This window comes from Formosa sp. F44, assembly GCF_056238645.1.
This window is the reverse complement of record NZ_JBWDLJ010000003.1, coordinates 421,446-437,877: the sequence shown is the minus strand read 5'-3', so window position 1 is coordinate 437,877 and position 16,432 is coordinate 421,446. Positions and strand designations below refer to the sequence as shown.

16 protein-coding genes are annotated in these 16,432 nt (G+C 35.8%); all 16 read right to left on the bottom strand.

Features of this window, described 5'->3' with window-relative positions; genetic code table 11:
* Positions 1–28: 28 nt before the first annotated feature.
* Positions 29–568: an azurin gene (azu, locus tag AC0UBM_RS11870; protein WP_475688750.1), complete on the bottom strand. Its 540-nt coding sequence runs from the start codon at positions 566–568 to the stop codon at positions 29–31.
* A gap of 22 nt (positions 569–590) precedes the next feature.
* Positions 591–1,868: an argininosuccinate lyase gene (argH, locus tag AC0UBM_RS11865; RefSeq protein WP_475688749.1), complete on the bottom strand. Its 1,278-nt coding sequence runs from the start codon at positions 1,866–1,868 to the stop codon at positions 591–593.
* 51 nt (positions 1,869–1,919) lie between these two features.
* A complete protein-coding gene (locus tag AC0UBM_RS11860; RefSeq protein WP_434036970.1) occupies positions 1,920–2,984 on the bottom strand; it encodes a M20 family metallo-hydrolase in 1,065 nt (354 codons plus the stop codon).
* A complete protein-coding gene (gene argB / locus AC0UBM_RS11855; RefSeq protein ID WP_475688748.1) occupies positions 2,984–3,760 on the bottom strand; it encodes an acetylglutamate kinase in 777 nt (258 codons plus the stop codon). Before argB ends, AC0UBM_RS11860 begins: the two co-directional genes overlap by 1 nt.
* A gap of 1 nt (position 3,761) precedes the next feature.
* Positions 3,762–4,697, bottom strand: a complete 936-nt coding sequence (locus AC0UBM_RS11850; RefSeq protein ID WP_475688747.1) for an N-acetylornithine carbamoyltransferase — start codon at positions 4,695–4,697, stop codon at positions 3,762–3,764.
* 1 nt (position 4,698) lies between these two features.
* Complete coding sequence (locus AC0UBM_RS11845; RefSeq protein ID WP_434036972.1) at positions 4,699–5,826, bottom strand: aspartate aminotransferase family protein; 1,128 nt, start codon at positions 5,824–5,826, stop codon at positions 4,699–4,701.
* On the bottom strand, positions 5,823–6,623 hold the full coding sequence (proC, locus tag AC0UBM_RS11840) for a pyrroline-5-carboxylate reductase (RefSeq protein ID WP_414036698.1): 801 nt from the start codon (positions 6,621–6,623) through the stop codon (positions 5,823–5,825). The genes AC0UBM_RS11845 and proC overlap by 4 nt, the downstream gene beginning before the upstream one ends.
* Positions 6,624–6,636: 13 nt before the next feature.
* Positions 6,637–7,614 carry an N-acetyl-gamma-glutamyl-phosphate reductase gene (gene argC / locus AC0UBM_RS11835; RefSeq protein ID WP_475688746.1) on the bottom strand — a complete coding sequence of 326 codons (978 nt, stop codon included), beginning with the start codon at positions 7,612–7,614 and terminating at the stop codon, positions 6,637–6,639.
* On the bottom strand, positions 7,611–8,792 hold the full coding sequence (locus AC0UBM_RS11830) for an argininosuccinate synthase (protein ID WP_038526729.1): 1,182 nt from the start codon (positions 8,790–8,792) through the stop codon (positions 7,611–7,613). The genes argC and AC0UBM_RS11830 overlap by 4 nt, the downstream gene beginning before the upstream one ends.
* 22 nt (positions 8,793–8,814) lie before the next feature.
* Positions 8,815–9,387 carry a GNAT family N-acetyltransferase gene (locus tag AC0UBM_RS11825; protein ID WP_414036695.1) on the bottom strand — a complete coding sequence of 191 codons (573 nt, stop codon included), beginning with the start codon at positions 9,385–9,387 and terminating at the stop codon, positions 8,815–8,817.
* A 62-nt stretch (positions 9,388–9,449) separates the two neighbouring features.
* Positions 9,450–10,067 carry a GNAT family N-acetyltransferase gene (locus AC0UBM_RS11820; RefSeq protein ID WP_414036694.1) on the bottom strand — a complete coding sequence of 206 codons (618 nt, stop codon included), beginning with the start codon at positions 10,065–10,067 and terminating at the stop codon, positions 9,450–9,452.
* Positions 10,068–10,581: 514 nt separating this feature from the next.
* Positions 10,582–11,517: a ThuA domain-containing protein gene (locus AC0UBM_RS11815; RefSeq protein WP_434036976.1), complete on the bottom strand. Its 936-nt coding sequence runs from the start codon at positions 11,515–11,517 to the stop codon at positions 10,582–10,584.
* Between the two features lie 57 nt (positions 11,518–11,574).
* The gene (locus AC0UBM_RS11810; RefSeq protein ID WP_475688745.1) at positions 11,575–12,627 is read right to left on the bottom strand and encodes a sugar phosphate isomerase/epimerase family protein; all 1,053 of its coding nucleotides are present in this window, start codon (positions 12,625–12,627) and stop codon (positions 11,575–11,577) included.
* Between the two features lie 72 nt (positions 12,628–12,699).
* On the bottom strand, positions 12,700–13,845 hold the full coding sequence (locus AC0UBM_RS11805) for a Gfo/Idh/MocA family protein (RefSeq protein WP_475688744.1): 1,146 nt from the start codon (positions 13,843–13,845) through the stop codon (positions 12,700–12,702).
* A 6-nt stretch (positions 13,846–13,851) separates the two neighbouring features.
* Positions 13,852–15,021 carry an MFS transporter gene (locus AC0UBM_RS11800; protein WP_475688743.1) on the bottom strand — a complete coding sequence of 390 codons (1,170 nt, stop codon included), beginning with the start codon at positions 15,019–15,021 and terminating at the stop codon, positions 13,852–13,854.
* A gap of 178 nt (positions 15,022–15,199) precedes the next feature.
* Positions 15,200–16,231, bottom strand: a complete 1,032-nt coding sequence (locus AC0UBM_RS11795) for a helix-turn-helix transcriptional regulator (RefSeq protein WP_434036980.1) — start codon at positions 16,229–16,231, stop codon at positions 15,200–15,202.
* Positions 16,232–16,432: the final 201 nt, after the last annotated feature.

Below are 16,432 nucleotides of genomic sequence, written 5' to 3'. Positions count from 1 at the left end.
TTTAATTTTACTCTGTTTTATACTGCGTTTATTCAACAATAAACTTACCTTTCATTAAAGCGTAATGTCCAGGGAAACTACATAAGAAATCATAAGTTCCAGCTTCAGGAGCATCAAATTCAATAACATCTGATTCTCCACCACCAAGTAATTTAGTGTATACTATAACATCTTCAGAACCTTCAGGTACATAATCATGATCTGCTGCAGAAGCCGCTTTAGAGGCAAAAGTAGATAAGTCTACTCCTTTATTAAGAAGCACGAAATTATGCCCCATTACATTCTTTGGCATTTTACCTGTGTGCATCAAAGTTAATTTCACTTTCTGACCTGATTTAACTTTAATTTCTTTTAAGTTAAAAGTCATTTTATCATCTCCATGAAGCATAACTTCTACAACACCATCTGCTGTTGTTGCCGTATCTGGCGCCACTGTTGTTTCAGATTTAGCCGCAGGTGTTTCTGTTTCTGTATCGTAAGAAAAGCTTTTTTTCTTTTCTTCTTTCCCTCCACAATTCATTAAGAATGCAGAACTTAACATCAATACCGATAATTTTAAGTATTTCATAGTTTTGTTTTTAAAGTTTGTTTTAAAGTTTCGGAAATTTAAGGCTTATTTTATCTAATCCCAAATTATGAATGCTTCCTAAATGGGTGTGTTTTTTAGAATCGTCTGGCACATAAGTTCCTGCTTCTACTTCTCCACCAATTTTTTTATAAGCATCCCTAAAAGACATTCCATCGACTACTAAAGTATTAATATTATCTACCGTAAATAAGAACTTATATTTCTCGTCGTGTAAATCTATATCTTTCACTTTAACTTGAGCGATAGAGAAATTAAAAATGTCTAGAATGTCTTTCATATCCTCTAGAGCTTGAATCATATTCTCTTTTAACAACTGATAATCGCGATGGTAACCACTAGGTAAGTTATTAGTAATTAATACCATTTCTGTTTGAAGCGCTTGGATTTTATTACATTTTCCACGAATCAATTCAAACACATCAGGGTTCTTTTTGTGTGGCATAATGCTACTTCCCGTTGTTAGCTCGTCTGGGAAGGCTATAAATCCAAAATTCTGACTATTATACAGGCAAATATCCATTGCAAAACGCGATAATGTATTTGCTAAACTTCCTAACGAAGCTGCAATTGTACGCTCACTTTTTCCACGACTCATTTGTGCCGCGACAACATTATACTTTAATGTTGAAAAGCCCATTTCTTTAGTTGTTAATTCACGGTCTATAGGGAATGAACTTCCATAACCTGCAGCAGAACCTAACGGATTCTGATCGGCTACTTTTTGAGCTGCTTGTAGCATATACACATCGTCGATTAAAAGCTCTGCATACGCAGAAAACCAAAGTCCGAAAGACGAAGGCATAGCGACTTGTAAATGCGTATACCCTGGCAATAAGGATCCTTTATGTGTTTCGGCCAACCCAATAAGTGTATCGAAAAACGTTTTAGTTTTCGTTTGAATGACTTTTAATTCTTCTTTAAAATACAGCTGAAGCGCCACTAAAACTTGATCGTTTCTAGAACGAGCTGTATGTATTTTCTTCCCTACATCGCCTAAAGTTTTGGTTAACTCAAATTCAATTTTAGAATGTACATCTTCAAAATCTTCTTCAATAACAAATGTGCCGCCTTCAATCTGAGCTTCTAAAACATTTAATCCTCCAAGTAATTGTTTTAACTCTTCTTCAGTAATAATGTTTATACTTTCTAGCATTATGGCGTGTGCTTTAGAGGCAATCACGTCGTATTTAGCAATATGTATATCTATTTCTCTATCGTTACCAACAGTGAATTGTTCTATCTTTTTATCGATAGTAAGACCTTTGTCCCAAAGTTTCATAACTATATGTTTTTATATTTTAGATTGAAGCCTAACTTCTCACTTAAATAATTAAAGTATTTTTTCTAATAATTGAATGTAAATTGCAATACCTTCTTCAATTTCATTTAAGTAAATAAACTCATCTGCAGAATGCGATCTCGTACTGTCTCCAGGGCCTAGCTTTAAAGACGAACAGGTTAACACGGCTTGATCGGATAAGGTTGGTGATCCGTACATTGTACGACCAATTTCAACTCCTGCTTTTACCAATTCGTGGTCTTTAGGAATTGAAGACGAATTTAGACGTAAACTTCTTGCTTTAATCTCTGTACAAGGCGATTCATTCACTAAAATATCATTGATTTCTGCATTTGTATATTTATCGTTTACGCGTACATCTATAACCAAATCAACCTCAGCCGGAATGGCATTATGTTGTTTACCTGCTTGAATTTGAGATACCGTCATTTTAACATCGCCTAGAGCTTCAGAAGATCTTTCGAACTTATAATCCTTGAACCAATTAAGCACCTCAATAGTATTATAAATGGCATTATCGTCATTAGGATGCGCCGCGTGACTTGGCGTACCTTTTACCTTAGCATCGAAAACCACAAGACCTTTCTCTGCAACTGCCAAATTCATTAATGTCGGCTCCCCAACAATAGCAACATCTATTTTAGGAATTATAGATAACATACTATTTAAACCATTTGGCCCACTACTCTCTTCTTCGGCAGAAGCGACTATCACCAAATTGTATTTTAAGTTCGGTTTATTATAAAAATAGGTAAAGGTTGCAATTAGAGAAACTAGACAGCCTCCTGCATCATTACTTCCTAATCCGTATAATTTACCATCTTCTACAATGGCTTTAAACGGGTCTTTTGTATAGGCCGTATTGGGCTTTACCGTATCGTGATGCGAATTTAAAAGTAAAGTGGGTTTGCCTTCTGTGAAATCTTTATTTGTAGCCCATACGTTATTTTTTGTGCGGGTAAACGGAATATCCTTTTGAATGAACCAAGCTTCTATAAGCTGTGCCGTTTTATCTTCTTCCGAAGAAAAAGATTGGGTTTCTATCAGGTTTTTAAGCAATAATATCGCTTCCTCGGTTAATTGTTGCGTTGTCATTAGGCTTGAATGGTTGTATGTTTTGTGTTCTGATTAAATAGCATTTCTGGTTTTCCCAAACACACTTTGTGTACGTGATTGGAAATGGCATGAAAACAATTATCTAGCTTGGGAAGCATCCCATCTGTAATCACACCATCTGCTTTTAAAGTAACGTAATTGGATGTATTGATATCTTCTATTACAGAATTTGCATCGTCAACATCTAATAATACACCGTCTTTCTCGAAGCAGTAATAAAGTTCTACTTGGTACAAATCTGCAAAAGCAATGGCTAATTCAGACGTAACAGTATCCGCGTTTGTATTTAATAATTGTCCGTTTTCGTTATGTGTTATCGCACAAAAAACAGGTGTAATATCATTTTCTAAAAGCACTTTAGGCACTTTGGTATTCACTTGTTTTACATCGCCTACAAATCCGTAATCAATAGTTTTTACCGGACGTTTTTCTGAAACAATTACGTTTCCATCTGCTCCAGTAAATCCAACACTATTACATTTATTAGCTTGTAATTGTGCAATAATGTTTTTATTGATTTTTCCGCCGTAAACCATGGTAATTATATCTAAAGTATCGGCATCTGTAATGCGTCTTCCATCTACCATTTGCACTTCGATATTCATAGATTTCGCCATTTTAGTCGCTAATTTACCACCACCGTGGACTAATATTTTTGGTCCTTCAATAGCAGCAAAACCTTCTAAAAAATTAGCTAAAGCGATATCATCATCAATAATATTTCCACCTATCTTTACTACTTTTAGTGTTTTCATACTATAGATTTTCTAAAATTTCTTTCATAACAATTTGCGCCGCGTAGGTTCTGTTGTTGGCTTCTTGCATCACAACAGATTGATCACTATCTAAAACGGCATCTTCCACTATTACATTTCGTCTAACCGGCAAACAGTGCATAAATTTAGCATGTCCCAATTTTTCTTTTGTAATCATCCAGTTTCTGTCTCTATTTAAAATTTGTCCGTAGTCCGTATAACTACTCCAGTTCTTGGCGTATACAAAATCGGCATTTTTTAAAGCTTCTTCTTGATTATGATTAATTGGTGTGTCTTTCGTAATTTCAGGATTAAGCTCATAGCCTTCGGGATGCGTTATGGTTAAATCGACATCCATTTTTATCATCATTTCAACGAATGAATTGGGTACCGCCTGTGGCAATGCTTTAGGGTGTGGCGCCCAAGACAAGACCACTTTTGGGCGTGCTTTTTCAGATAATTCTGAAATTGTAATCGCATCTGCCAATGCTTGTAACGGATGTGCCGTAGCGCTTTCCATATTTACAATAGGCACAGTTGCGTACTTTTCGAAGCTGTTAATTACCATTTCTGCATAATCTTTATCTCTATCCATTAAGCTTGGAAAGGCACGCACAGCAATCATATCGGCATATTGAGAGATCACAGCAGCCGCTTCTTTTACATGTTCGGAAGTTCCGGCATTCATAATTGTACCGGCTTCAAACTCTAAATTCCACGCATCGTTTACATTTAAACTCATGACATCCATTCCAAGATTTTTCGCCGCCTTTTCTGTACTTAACCGCGTCCGTAAACTCGAATTAAAGAACAACATCACTAAGGTTTTATTCTTACCCAAGTGTTTATGTTCGAAAGGATTCATTTTTAAAAGAATCGCTTCTTTTATGGTTTCTGAAAGATTTGAAATATCTGATATTTGCGTGTATTTTTTCATGCTAAGCTAATTCTGTTTTTAAAGCCTCAAAGAATATGTCTAAGTGTTCTTTTTGAATCGTTAATGGCGGAAGTATTCTTAATAAATTAGGATTTTTTGCACTTCCAGTAAATATATGATGGTCGAAAATAAGGTTTTTTCTAAGGTCTGAAATCGGAAAATCGAATTCTAATCCTAACATTAAACCACGACCTTTAATTGATTTTAATTGTGGTAATTGGCTTGCTTTTTCAAGAAAATATGCTGAAATTTCTTTAGTATGCGCTAGCAAATCTTCAGCTTTAAGCACATCTAAAACAGCAATAGAAGCCGCACATGCTAAATGATTTCCTCCAAAAGTAGTTCCTAATAATCCAAATCGTCCTTTTATATCTGGATGAATTAAAATACCTCCAATAGGAAAACCATTCCCCATACCTTTTGCCATAGAAATAATATCTGGCGTAATGTTATGCTTTTGAAATGCGAAGAAATCTCCCGTTCTACCAAAGCCCGATTGTACCTCGTCGGCAATAAAACATGCATTATACGCTTTACATAATTTCTCAAGTCCTTGGTAAAATGCGGTTGTACTTTCGTCTAAACCTCCAACACCTTGAATAAACTCTATAATTACAGCACAAACATCGTTATTTTTTAACGCTTGTTCTACACCTTCTAAGTCACCTAATTCAAAAAACTCAACATCTTGTTGGGCATTTAATGGCGCTACAATTTTAGGATTATCGGTTGCTGCAACGGCGGCAGAAGTTCTTCCGTGGAATCCATTCTTAAAGGCAATAATTTTAGATTTTTCATTATGAAAAGATGCCAGTTTCAATGCATTCTCATTCGCCTCTGCTCCTGAATTACATAAAAATAACTGGTAGTCTTTACATCCTGAGAAGTCGGCTAATTCTGCTGCTAATTGTTCTTGCAACGGATTCTGAATGGCATTGCTATAAAATGCAATCTCTTTTAACTGACGCGTTAAACGGTCTACGTATGTTGGGTGTGCATGCCCTATAGAAATTACAGCATGACCACCGTATAAATCTAAATACTCTACATTTTTGTCGTCGTAAACAAAAACGTCTTTCGCTTTTACTGGGGTAATATCGTAAAGCGGATATACTGGAAACAAACTCATATTTGTTCTTTTTTAATGTTGCTAATTTTATTGTAAGACGCTACCATTCCCTGAATTAAAGACGAACTTAAACCTTTGTGTTCCATTTCGTTTAACCCTTCAATAGTACAGCCTTTTGGCGTTGTAACCTTATCGATTTCTTCCTCTGGATGATTCCCAGTTTGGATAAGCAAACTAGCTGCGCCCTCGCAAGTATGCATCGATAATTCTTGAGCCTCTTCGGCATCGAAACCTAATTGAATTGCTGCTTGTGTTGTGGCACGAATTAATCGCATCCAAAAGGCAACACCACTAGCACAAATAACCGTTGCTGCTTGCATCTGACTTTCAGGAATAATTAAGGTATGCCCTAATCGATTAAAAATAGCCTGAGAAATCTTAATCCGTTTTGCTCCCTGCGTATTACTACAAATACAGGTCATAGATTTACCCACAGCGATTGCTGTGTTTGGCATAGCACGAATTACAAACTGATTTTCGCCAACAACGCCTTCTATTTTTGGGATTGAAAATCCAGTAACAGTTGAAATTAACACATGTTTTTCTGTTAAATACGGTGTGATTTCGGCTAAGACTTTTTCAAAATGAGCAGGTTGAACCGCAAATATTAAAATATCCGATGTTTTTGTTGCTTCAATATTATCACTAGTAATAGTCACATTTGTGTACCCATTAAATTCTTCTAGTGATTCTAAATTTCTTTTGGTTAAATAAAGAGTAGTAAACGCATTATCGATAATTAAACCTTTTGCGATAGAATGCCCTAAATTTCCCGTTCCGATTATAGCAATTTTCATATGGTTAGTGGTTTTAGAAGTAAGTAGCTTTTAATTGAACCCCTTCGGTTTCTTCAAATCCGAACATTAAATTCATATTCTGAACCGCTTGTCCTGAAGCGCCTTTTAACAAATTATCAATCACACTTGTTACCAGTAATTTGTCGTTGTGTTTATGTAAATGAAGGATACATTTATTCGTATTTACCACTTGTTTTAAATGAATATCTTCATCTGAAACCACTGTAAATTTAGCATCCTTGTAAAATGATTTATACAATGTTTTTGCGTCTTCTAAAGTCCCTTCGTATTTTGTGTAAGCTGTTGCAAAAATGCCGCGTGAAAAATCACCACGATTTGGCATAAAAATGATTTCTGAATTAAAATCACTTTGTAATTGCTTTACCGACTGATTGATTTCTCCTAAATGCTGATGGGTAAAAGGTTTGTAGTACGAAAAGTTATTATCTCGCCACGTAAAATGTGTCGTAGCAGATAATGACGTTCCGGCTCCTGTTGCCCCCGTTACAGCATTAATATGCACATCGTCTTTAAATTCCCCGTCTGATGCTAATGGTAATAATGCCAATTGAATTGCCGTTGCAAAACATCCTGGATTTGCTAAATACTTTGCATTAACAATAGCCTCTTTATTTAGTTCCGGAAGTCCGTAAACGAATTCCATACCGTTAAAATTTGCATCGGCTTCTAATCTAAAATCGTTACTTAAATCGATAATCTTAGTCGCATCAGAAAAGCTATTATTTTCTAAAAACGCAGTAGAATTTCCGTGTCCTAAACATAAGAATAACACATCTACCTCGGCATTAATGCTATCTGTAAATTGTAAATCTGTAGACCCAATTAAATCTTGATGCACTTTACTCACTGGATTTCCGGCGTTAGACGTGCTGTAAATAAAATCGATATTTACCTGTGGGTGATACATTAGTATTCTAATCAGTTCTCCTGCAGTATAACCTGCTCCTCCTACAATTCCGGCTTGTATCATGATTTCTTGTTTACGAGTTGGTATATCTTATTCTGGTTTCCAAGAATTTTTATAAATCCTTTAGCGTCATCTGCTGTCCATCCTTTGTTCTCTTCACCATAACTAGCAAATGTAGAATTCATTAAGTCGTGTTCAGACACGATTCCATCTAAAGAGAAATGGTAAGGCTTAAGCGTTACAACAACATCTCCTGTTACATTTTCCTGACTACTAGATAAGAATGCTTCCATATCTCGCATTACAGGATCTAAAAACTGCCCCTCGTGTAAATGCATCCCATAGAAACTAGACAAGTAATCTTTATGTTGCATTTGCCATTTAGTAAGTGTATGTTTTTCTAATAAATGGTGTGCTTTTACTGTAATTAAAGCTGCGGCAGCTTCAAAACCAACACGTCCTTTAATTCCAACAATAGTATCTCCAACATGAATATCTCTTCCTATGGCGTATTTTGAAGCTACTTCATGTAATGCTTCAATATTTTTTTCTGGAGCGGCTTCAGTTCCGTTAAAGGCAACAAATTCCCCTTTTTTAAAGGTTAATGTCACTTTTTGCTCGTCTGTTTTTTCTAACTGAGACGGATATGCTTCGCTAGGTAATGGTTTCTCTGAAGTTAATGTTTCTTCTCCACCTACACTAGTTCCCCACAATCCTTTATTCACAGAATATTTAGCTTTTGCCCAGTTCATGTCGATACCATTGGCAACCAAATAATCGATTTCTGTCTGTCTAGCTAATTTTTGATCTCTAATAGGTGTAATAATTTCAATTTCTGGCGCTAGGATTTGAAAAATCATATCGAAACGCACTTGGTCGTTTCCTGCTCCAGTACTTCCGTGAGCGATATATTTTGCATCGATGCTTTTTGCATACTCTACAATTTCGATGGCTTGAATAATACGTTCTGCACTCACAGATAACGGATATGTATTATTTTTTAACACATTTCCGAAAATTAAATACTTCACTACTTTTTGGTAAAATGTAGCTACGGCATCAATATTTTTATAAGTAGAAACGCCCATTTTATAAGCGTTACTTTCTATATGGCTAATTTCTTCTTTAGTAAAACCTCCGGTGTTAACACTTACTGCGTGTACATCGTACTCTTTTGATAAACTTACTGCACAGTATGATGTGTCTAAACCTCCACTGTATGCTATTACTAATTTTTTCATTTTACTATAATTTAATTACTTCTTATTTTATTTGACCTATTTCCTTAGCAAAACAGGCATTTACATAATATCTAAAATTTAATTCGTCTCTCAATTTCCCTAATTTCTCAAGCTCTTCAACCAATACCACCGACATTTTTGATAAGGTAACATGAGTCATTCCCAACAATTCATTGTAATAATGAACTTTAGTAGTTTGAGCTATTGAAATTAAAAAAGTTTCGTTAAAGTATTCGGTTAGTCTAGCCATAAGTAATAAACCGAGATTATATTGCCTATAATCACTATCGACCCACAGTGATGATCTTTCGTATATTAAATGCTCTTTAACCTGATGCTCGTGAACAAAAATGTGTCCGCAAATACGATTATCTTTAGTTAAAATAAAGCAACCATTTTCAACACGTTTCTTAAGCATTTCTACACTCACATAATACAGCGTAGGAAGCACTCTAGATCGCTCTGAAATAATCTCTAAAGACTTATTAGAAAGTTTATAGACCAACTTAAGCTCAATGCCTTCTTCCTCGCAAAAGGTTTCGGCCTGTGCAATCACTTGATCAATTTTAATATCTGTATCGACTAGTATATCCATTTTACTTATAATGACTGCTTATTTGGTCAGACCCCATTTTATTTACAAAAACTACACCAATATTATTTATTTTGCTTTTTTAGAAATAAATGTTCCTTAATACTTTTTAAACGCTGAAATACTTTAGATTTTACTTCTTTTTGATCTTTTGGAGGTTGTTTATCTGGATCGTACAACATTCCTGTACATAAACACATTTTTTGTTCTGTACGTTGTAAAACATCATAATTCTTACAGGTTTGGCACCCGTCCCAAAAGGTTTGATCGTCTGTTAATTCTGAAAATGTTACAGGTTTGTAACCTAAATCGGAATTCATTTTCATTACAGGTAAACCTGTAGTAATACTAAACACTTTTGCTTTTGGAAATTTTTTTCTAGAGTGTTCAAAAATGGCATGTTTAATATCTTTTGCTAACCCTCTATTTCTATAATCAGGATGAACAATTAGTCCAGAATTGGCAACAAATTTACCGTGTCCCCAAGCTTCTATATAGCAAAAACCAGCGAACTTACCATGATCTAAAGCGATAACAGCATTTCCGTTTATAATTCTTTGTATGACGTACTCAGGTGTTCTTTTTGCAATACCCGTACCTCTAACTCTAGCAGAATCCGCTATGGTTTCACAAATAATTTCTGCATAAACAATATGCGACTTGTCGGCAATAACAATTTCCATTTTTTAACTCGTATTGAATGTCTTTAATTTATTTTTTCGATAGCTGAACCGGACTCACCTTAGTTCAATAAAATTATAAAATACCCCTAAGGGCGACGGACAAAAATACGGCGCATAGGAACCCTGTTAATTGAAATATTAACTTTGTTTAAATTTACTATGATAAAAAATTTGGACACTATGAAAAAATTAAAATTACGTAAAAAATTTGCTTAAACTGAAGATTAGAAGCGGCGGCGCGGTGCACTTGCGGGCAACCTGCGTAATACGTAACGTATGTTATTTTTTAAATTTTCCATGTTGTAAAGCTATAATTTTAATTTGAAACGAGCAACAACAATTATCCGTTTATTGACGAAAATTATTGATTCTCTTGCTTTTAGATACTTTTATTTAAAATAATTCAAAAATTAATATATATACTACATTATAGAAAATAAAAACCCTCTAAAACGTTCAATTTTAGAGGATTCGTAATGCATCATTAAACGACACGCATATTACCGAATTTAAACTAGTTTTTATAAATAAAATTTCGCTTAGAAACTTCTGTCGATGTCGGAAAATCGCTTGGCACTTCTAATTGAGTAACTTTCCCCGTAGCCGCCCATTCTACTCCTCTATTAAATAACGTAATAAACCCAACACACTCGAAGGCGTTTACATCGTGACCTAATGTGGTGTGAAATATTCTTCCTTTTTTATAATCTATTGTCATCACCACAGGCTCCTTCTGCTCTAGAGCTGGGTCTTTTAATGTCGATACAGCTGTAGATAAAATAGTAACATTATTAGCTGGTCCACGCATTAAAGCATAACACTCATCGTCTGCATGCATCCATACTTTTGGTAAACCTTTAGTTATTGGGTGTTCCTCGTTATAATTAGTCACCGGAAAATCTTCTCGTTTTCCGTGCTTACCTCCTGGCCCAGGGCTATAATCTTTTTTAGGTTGTCCATTTTTATCTATATACAAGTAAGGTCCGCTTTTCTCTGAACGACCGCCCCAGCCACCAATTCCAATCATTTCATTATATGCCTCCCAATCAGGAAAACTATTATCTGCGGCATGTACACTTACAAAGCCACCGCCTTTAGCTATATACTTTTCAAACGCCTGTTGCGTTTTTTCTGGCCAAGGCGCTGCTTTATATCCAAAGTTTGAAATGACTACATCATATTTTGAAAATTTAGGATTAAAGTCTGGATCTGTCTTTGGTTCCCCTTCTACACCTGGAGCAACATTAGCGTAATTTAACCAATCTTTATGTTTTTCACTTTTGGATAAAAACTTTGTTCTCGCAATATCTACCGCAAACAAACCGGTCTCTTCTAGGTACTGCTTCATCATAATGGTTGACTTTGGCCAAACCGCATGGTTATTCTGACCATCGACAATTAATACTTTTATTTTCCCTTTAGCTTCGTTCACCCCATACGACTGAGACATAAAACAAAGACTTAAAAATAATAAAACGAAATGCTTTCTCATATTTCTATTGATAGATTAAATTCCTAAAATACTTTTTAAAAATGCTTCATCGGGTTTAGCCCCTGCAAAATCATCGAAACTACGCTCTGCAGCTTCAATAATATGTTTTTGAATAAATGGAGCACCTTCCCTAGCGCCTTGATCTGATGATTTTATACAGCATTCCCACTCCATCACGGCCCAAACATCGCAGTCGTATTTAGTTAATTTGGTGAAAATACTTTTAAAATCTACTTGACCATCTCCTAAAGATCGAAAACGACCAGCACGGTCTTGCCAATCTGAATAACCACCGTAAACACCTTGTTTCCCAGACATATTAAATTCGGCATCTTTTACATGAAACGACTTAATACGCTCGTGGTAATAATCGATAAACTTTAAATAATCTAACTGCTGCAATACAAAATGACTTGGATCGTAAAGAATATTGGCGCGCTTATGATTTCCCGTTGCTTCTAAAAACCGTTCGAAACTCACACCATCATGCAAATCTTCGCCCGGATGAAGTTCGTAACAAATATCGACACCTTGTTCGTCGAAATGATTTAAAATAGGCAACCAACGTTTTGCTAATTCTTCAAAGCCCATTTCTACTAATCCTTGTGGCCGCTGTGGCCAAGGATATACAGTATGCCATAATAAAGCTCCAGAAAATGATGCATGCGATTTTAAACCTAATCGTCCACTTGCCGTTCCCGATTTTTTAACAAAGTCAATTGCCCATTCGGTTCTGGCTTTTGGATTATTTTTATATGCTTCTGGTGCGAAGCCATCAAACAAGGTATCGTAAGCCGGATTTACAGCCACTAATTGACCTTGTAAATGGGTTGATAATTCGGTAATTTCTAATCCGTAAGAATTTACTTTCCCTTTTAATTCATCGCAATACGTCTGACTCTCAGCAGCCTTTTCAATATCGATTAATCCTGTTTCCCAAGTGGGAATTTGTATTCCTTTATAGCCTAAGTCTGCTACCCATTTACATAAACTGTCTAAAGTATTGAACGGTGCCTCACTTCCTGCGAACTGAGCTAAAAAAATTGCGGGTCCTTTTATTGTTTTCATATACTAGCTATCTTCATAACAGAAGAAATTTATTCCTCGAAGTTGTTAAAAAAATCGAGTACGTTAATTATTTTATATTTTCACCCAAGACGCATTATGCTTGTCGCTTTCTACTGCAGCATATATAAACTGCATCCCACGAACACCATCTTTAACGGTTGGATAATCTGGTTTTTCGATAATTTCATTATTTAACAACGCCATAACATGTGTTGCAAAATTTTTATAAATAGTAGCAAAAGCTTCTAAATATCCTTCTGGATGCCCCGCAGGAATACGCGACACAGCCAGCGCTTCTTCATACAAACCATTACCGTTTGGTGTAAAAACTTTTACAGGATCTTTGAGCCAGTGTGTGATTAACTGATTTGGATTTTCCTGTTGCCATTCTAAACTTCCTTTTTCTCCATACACCTTAATGGCTAAATTATTTTCTTCGCCTAATGCTATTTGAGAAATAGACATGGTTCCTTTTGCACCATTATTCATACGTAGCAATAAATTACCATCGTCGTCTAAAACACGGCCTTCTCCAAATGTTCCTAAATCGGCTGCTAGTTCTTCAATTTCTAATCCCGTTATATATTCGGCTAAATTTCCAGCATGAGTACCTATATCGCCTAAAGCTCCACCAATACCAGATTTAGCCGGATCTACACGCCAAGACGCCTGTTTTTGTCCGGTTTGCTCTACAGCTGTAGACAACCAACCTTGTAAATATTGTACTTGTATCTTTCTAATTTTTCCTAAATCGCCTTTGGCAACCATAGCTCTCGCCTGCTTTACCATAGCATATCCCGTGTAATTATGTGTTAAAGCGAAAATTTTACCACTTTTTTCTACACACGTTTGCAGTTCTATAGTTTCATCCAATGTTAACGTCATTGGCTTATCGCAAACAACATGAAAACCATGTTCTAACGCTAATTTCGCGGGCGCAAAATGCATGTGATTGGGCGTTACTATAGAAACAAAGTCCATGCGAACATCTTCTCGCAATTCTTTTTCCGTCAAGATCATTTCTTCAAAACTTCCATAGCACCTATCTTCTGGTAGATATAATGCTTGTCCTGATGCTTTAGATTTTTCTGCATTACTGCTAAATGCACCACACGCCAGTTCGATCATGCCATCTATTGACGACGCCTTTCTATGTACATCTCCTATAAATGATCCGGTACCACCACCAATCATTCCCATTCTTAATTTTCTTGCCATACTAAATTATGCTTGTTCTGTTTTATTTCTTTTTTTCATATAAATATTCAACCCTAAAAAGGCCACAATAAGAATTGCAGGCAAAATAGACATGGTACGTAACGCCTCCGAAGCATTAGCATCATCCATTAATTTCCCCATAATTGGTAAAACTAAAGATACGGAAAACATTCCTGCTCCTCCCATTATCGAGAGTCCTAACGCCCCTGTTTCCGGCAAATATTCTGCAACAAACCCCAACATAGTGGGCCAAAAGAAGGTTACACCAACGGCAAATACTGCCGCTGCAACAAACGTCATACCGCCACTTGTAATAGTTAATAACCATAAGCCGATAAACGTAAATATTGCTGAATATAACAACATACCCGACGGCTGTAATTTATGCACCACTTGTCCTGCAAAGAGTCTACCTAACGCCATAATTCCGTTTATAAAAGCAAGGACTAGAAGTGGCACGGCTACAGATTCTTTTAAAAGAGATTCTATACGTTGCGTTGTCCCTAATTCTGATGCTGCGGTTAAAAACATGCAAAACACCATAAAAAGAAACAATGGCTTACCAATACTAGCGAACATTTTTTTGTTACTAATCCCCATTTGAACGCGTTCTGTTACAGGGAATTTTTGTCCGAAAAACAATATTGCATATAAGATTAGAGGCACAAATAACGTTGCAACCATAATTTGCCAGCTTAAACCTAAAACATCCATGACTAACCATCCTACAATGGAGCCAATAACGATTCCTCCTGGAAACCAAACGTGAAATCTGTTAAGCATTTTGGTTTTTTCGGATGTGTACATCGATGCGACCATTGGGTTTAAAGCCGCTTCTACCATTCCATTTCCAATACCTACAAACAACGTTGCTAGAAACAACGAACTCATGGAATCGGCTAGAATAGTCCAAACAATACCCACAGCATGCATGACAAAGGCAATCCATGTAATTTTTTTAATCCCGATAAAATCTACCATGGGGCCTCCAAAAATCATAGCTAGCGTAAACCCGAAAAATGCGGGCGTAAAAGCATAACCAATTTGCTCTAAGGTTAAACCTATGCCCTCTGGGCCGAAAACGGTTTCTAATCTTGCTCGAATAGCAAAAGTCATTGCTGTTGTAATTAGAGCCAAGCAACTCCCAAGAAAGAGTCTTTTCTTATTAATCTCCATTATTATGTCTGTGGTTTAGTTAGTTTGTACAAAAAACAAAGGAATAGTCGCTTATCTAAAACTCGTGTTTAGTGAGATGAGATGCAATAAACCGAAACAGACTATCTTGAAATTTTCTACTTAGTGAAAATAGAAAATAGATTTTGAAAAGAGGTGTATATTAATTCAGTGAAATATTTTAAACACATTCTGGATTTTCTTCCGTAAGCTTTAATCTATAAGCTTTTGGCGAACATTTTTCATGTTTTTTAAATACCGTGGCGAAGTACTGACTTGTGGCAAAACCACAGGTGTATGCAATTTCTGCAATGGTTAATTCTTGATTTTCCAAAAGCATTCTTTTAGACAAATTGAGGCGCTTCATCATTAAATAACGCATGGGTGTTACATTTGTTAAACGCTTGCAATGGTGCGTAAAGCGTGTTACTCCAACACCTGCAGATTCCGCCATTAGTTCGACAGTCCAATTTTCGGATAAATTGTTTCCTAATTCATCTAAGAAAAATTTCACACTTCGAGAGCTATCGGTTAATTTTTCATTTAACACAATATCTTCGGTATTTAATAAATCGAACAACAGAATAAGTAAGTAATTAACTAGTAGTCTTATTCTTGAGGCGCTACTTCCATTAACATCGGTATCAATTGCTTTATTTATTCTAACAAAACAGTCACGAACTTTTTGATCTGTTTTCCAAATAGATTTTTCATTCTGTCTTAAAATGGCAGTCAACCGATCTAAATCTTTAGGAACCAAAGTCACCCAATCTGGCCACACCCATTCTTGATGCGGTCTTCTCACGCCTAAATCGATAATTACCCAGTAGAATTTTCCCATACCTACATACGGGTTTCCAACCTTATGAGCTTCCCATGGACGCGTAATTGTTAAGTGATTAGGAGTAAGTAAAACTTCTTTATTTTCCTGAGCATAAGGCATCGTACCTGATTCTAAAAAATGAAATTCGATTCCTTCATTTCTATGCCAGTCTAATCCCCAATCTTGAGGCTCGCTAGCATCCCAGTACCCAATACTATTTAAACCCAACGTATTCTCGTCTAATCGATCGCCAGGATAGGTATGTCTGGCGAGAGCTTTAAATTTTATTTTTTTTCGATTAAACGCATCAAGTAATGGCAAACAAGTGTCGGCATGATAAACTACGCCGTAAGCTTTATAGGGCTCGATATTTATTTTGTTTACTTTCACTGAAATTATTTGAATACAAGTGCCATGCAAAATACACCTTTTTTGCGAATTATAAATTTTAGCTTTTATAAATCACGAAATACTCAAATCATACACCTCATTTGTATTAGATTGTATGAATTCTTTCAGTGGCTTTGTATAAAGATAAATTACTACTAATTTTACATTTTAACATTCAAAATATCGAAATAACAACTACAC

What these genes read in the sequence shown, in the direction of transcription:
- AC0UBM_RS11825 (WP_414036695.1), bottom strand. Translation starts at nt 9,387, where the DNA reads ATGGATATACTAGTCGATACAGATATTAAAATTGATCAAGTGATTGCA.
- AC0UBM_RS11830 (WP_038526729.1), bottom strand. Translation starts at nt 8,792, where the DNA reads ATGAAAAAATTAGTAATAGCATACAGTGGAGGTTTAGACACATCATAC.
- azu (WP_475688750.1), bottom strand. Translation starts at nt 568, where the DNA reads ATGAAATACTTAAAATTATCGGTATTGATGTTAAGTTCTGCATTCTTA.
- AC0UBM_RS11805 (WP_475688744.1), bottom strand. Translation starts at nt 13,845, where the DNA reads ATGGCAAGAAAATTAAGAATGGGAATGATTGGTGGTGGTACCGGATCA.
- AC0UBM_RS11815 (WP_434036976.1), bottom strand. Translation starts at nt 11,517, where the DNA reads ATGTCTCAGTCGTATGGGGTGAACGAAGCTAAAGGGAAAATAAAAGTA.
- AC0UBM_RS11845 (WP_434036972.1), bottom strand. Translation starts at nt 5,826, where the DNA reads ATGAGTTTGTTTCCAGTATATCCGCTTTACGATATTACCCCAGTAAAA.
- proC (WP_414036698.1), bottom strand. Translation starts at nt 6,623, where the DNA reads ATGAAAATTGCTATAATCGGAACGGGAAATTTAGGGCATTCTATCGCA.
- AC0UBM_RS11800 (WP_475688743.1), bottom strand. Translation starts at nt 15,021, where the DNA reads ATGGAGATTAATAAGAAAAGACTCTTTCTTGGGAGTTGCTTGGCTCTA.
- argC (WP_475688746.1), bottom strand. Translation starts at nt 7,614, where the DNA reads ATGATACAAGCCGGAATTGTAGGAGGAGCAGGTTATACTGCAGGAGAA.
- argB (WP_475688748.1), bottom strand. Translation starts at nt 3,760, where the DNA reads ATGAAAACACTAAAAGTAGTAAAGATAGGTGGAAATATTATTGATGAT.
- AC0UBM_RS11810 (WP_475688745.1), bottom strand. Translation starts at nt 12,627, where the DNA reads ATGAAAACAATAAAAGGACCCGCAATTTTTTTAGCTCAGTTCGCAGGA.
- AC0UBM_RS11850 (WP_475688747.1), bottom strand. Translation starts at nt 4,697, where the DNA reads ATGAAAAAATACACGCAAATATCAGATATTTCAAATCTTTCAGAAACC.
- AC0UBM_RS11820 (WP_414036694.1), bottom strand. Translation starts at nt 10,067, where the DNA reads ATGGAAATTGTTATTGCCGACAAGTCGCATATTGTTTATGCAGAAATT.
- argH (WP_475688749.1), bottom strand. Translation starts at nt 1,868, where the DNA reads ATGAAACTTTGGGACAAAGGTCTTACTATCGATAAAAAGATAGAACAA.
- AC0UBM_RS11860 (WP_434036970.1), bottom strand. Translation starts at nt 2,984, where the DNA reads ATGACAACGCAACAATTAACCGAGGAAGCGATATTATTGCTTAAAAAC.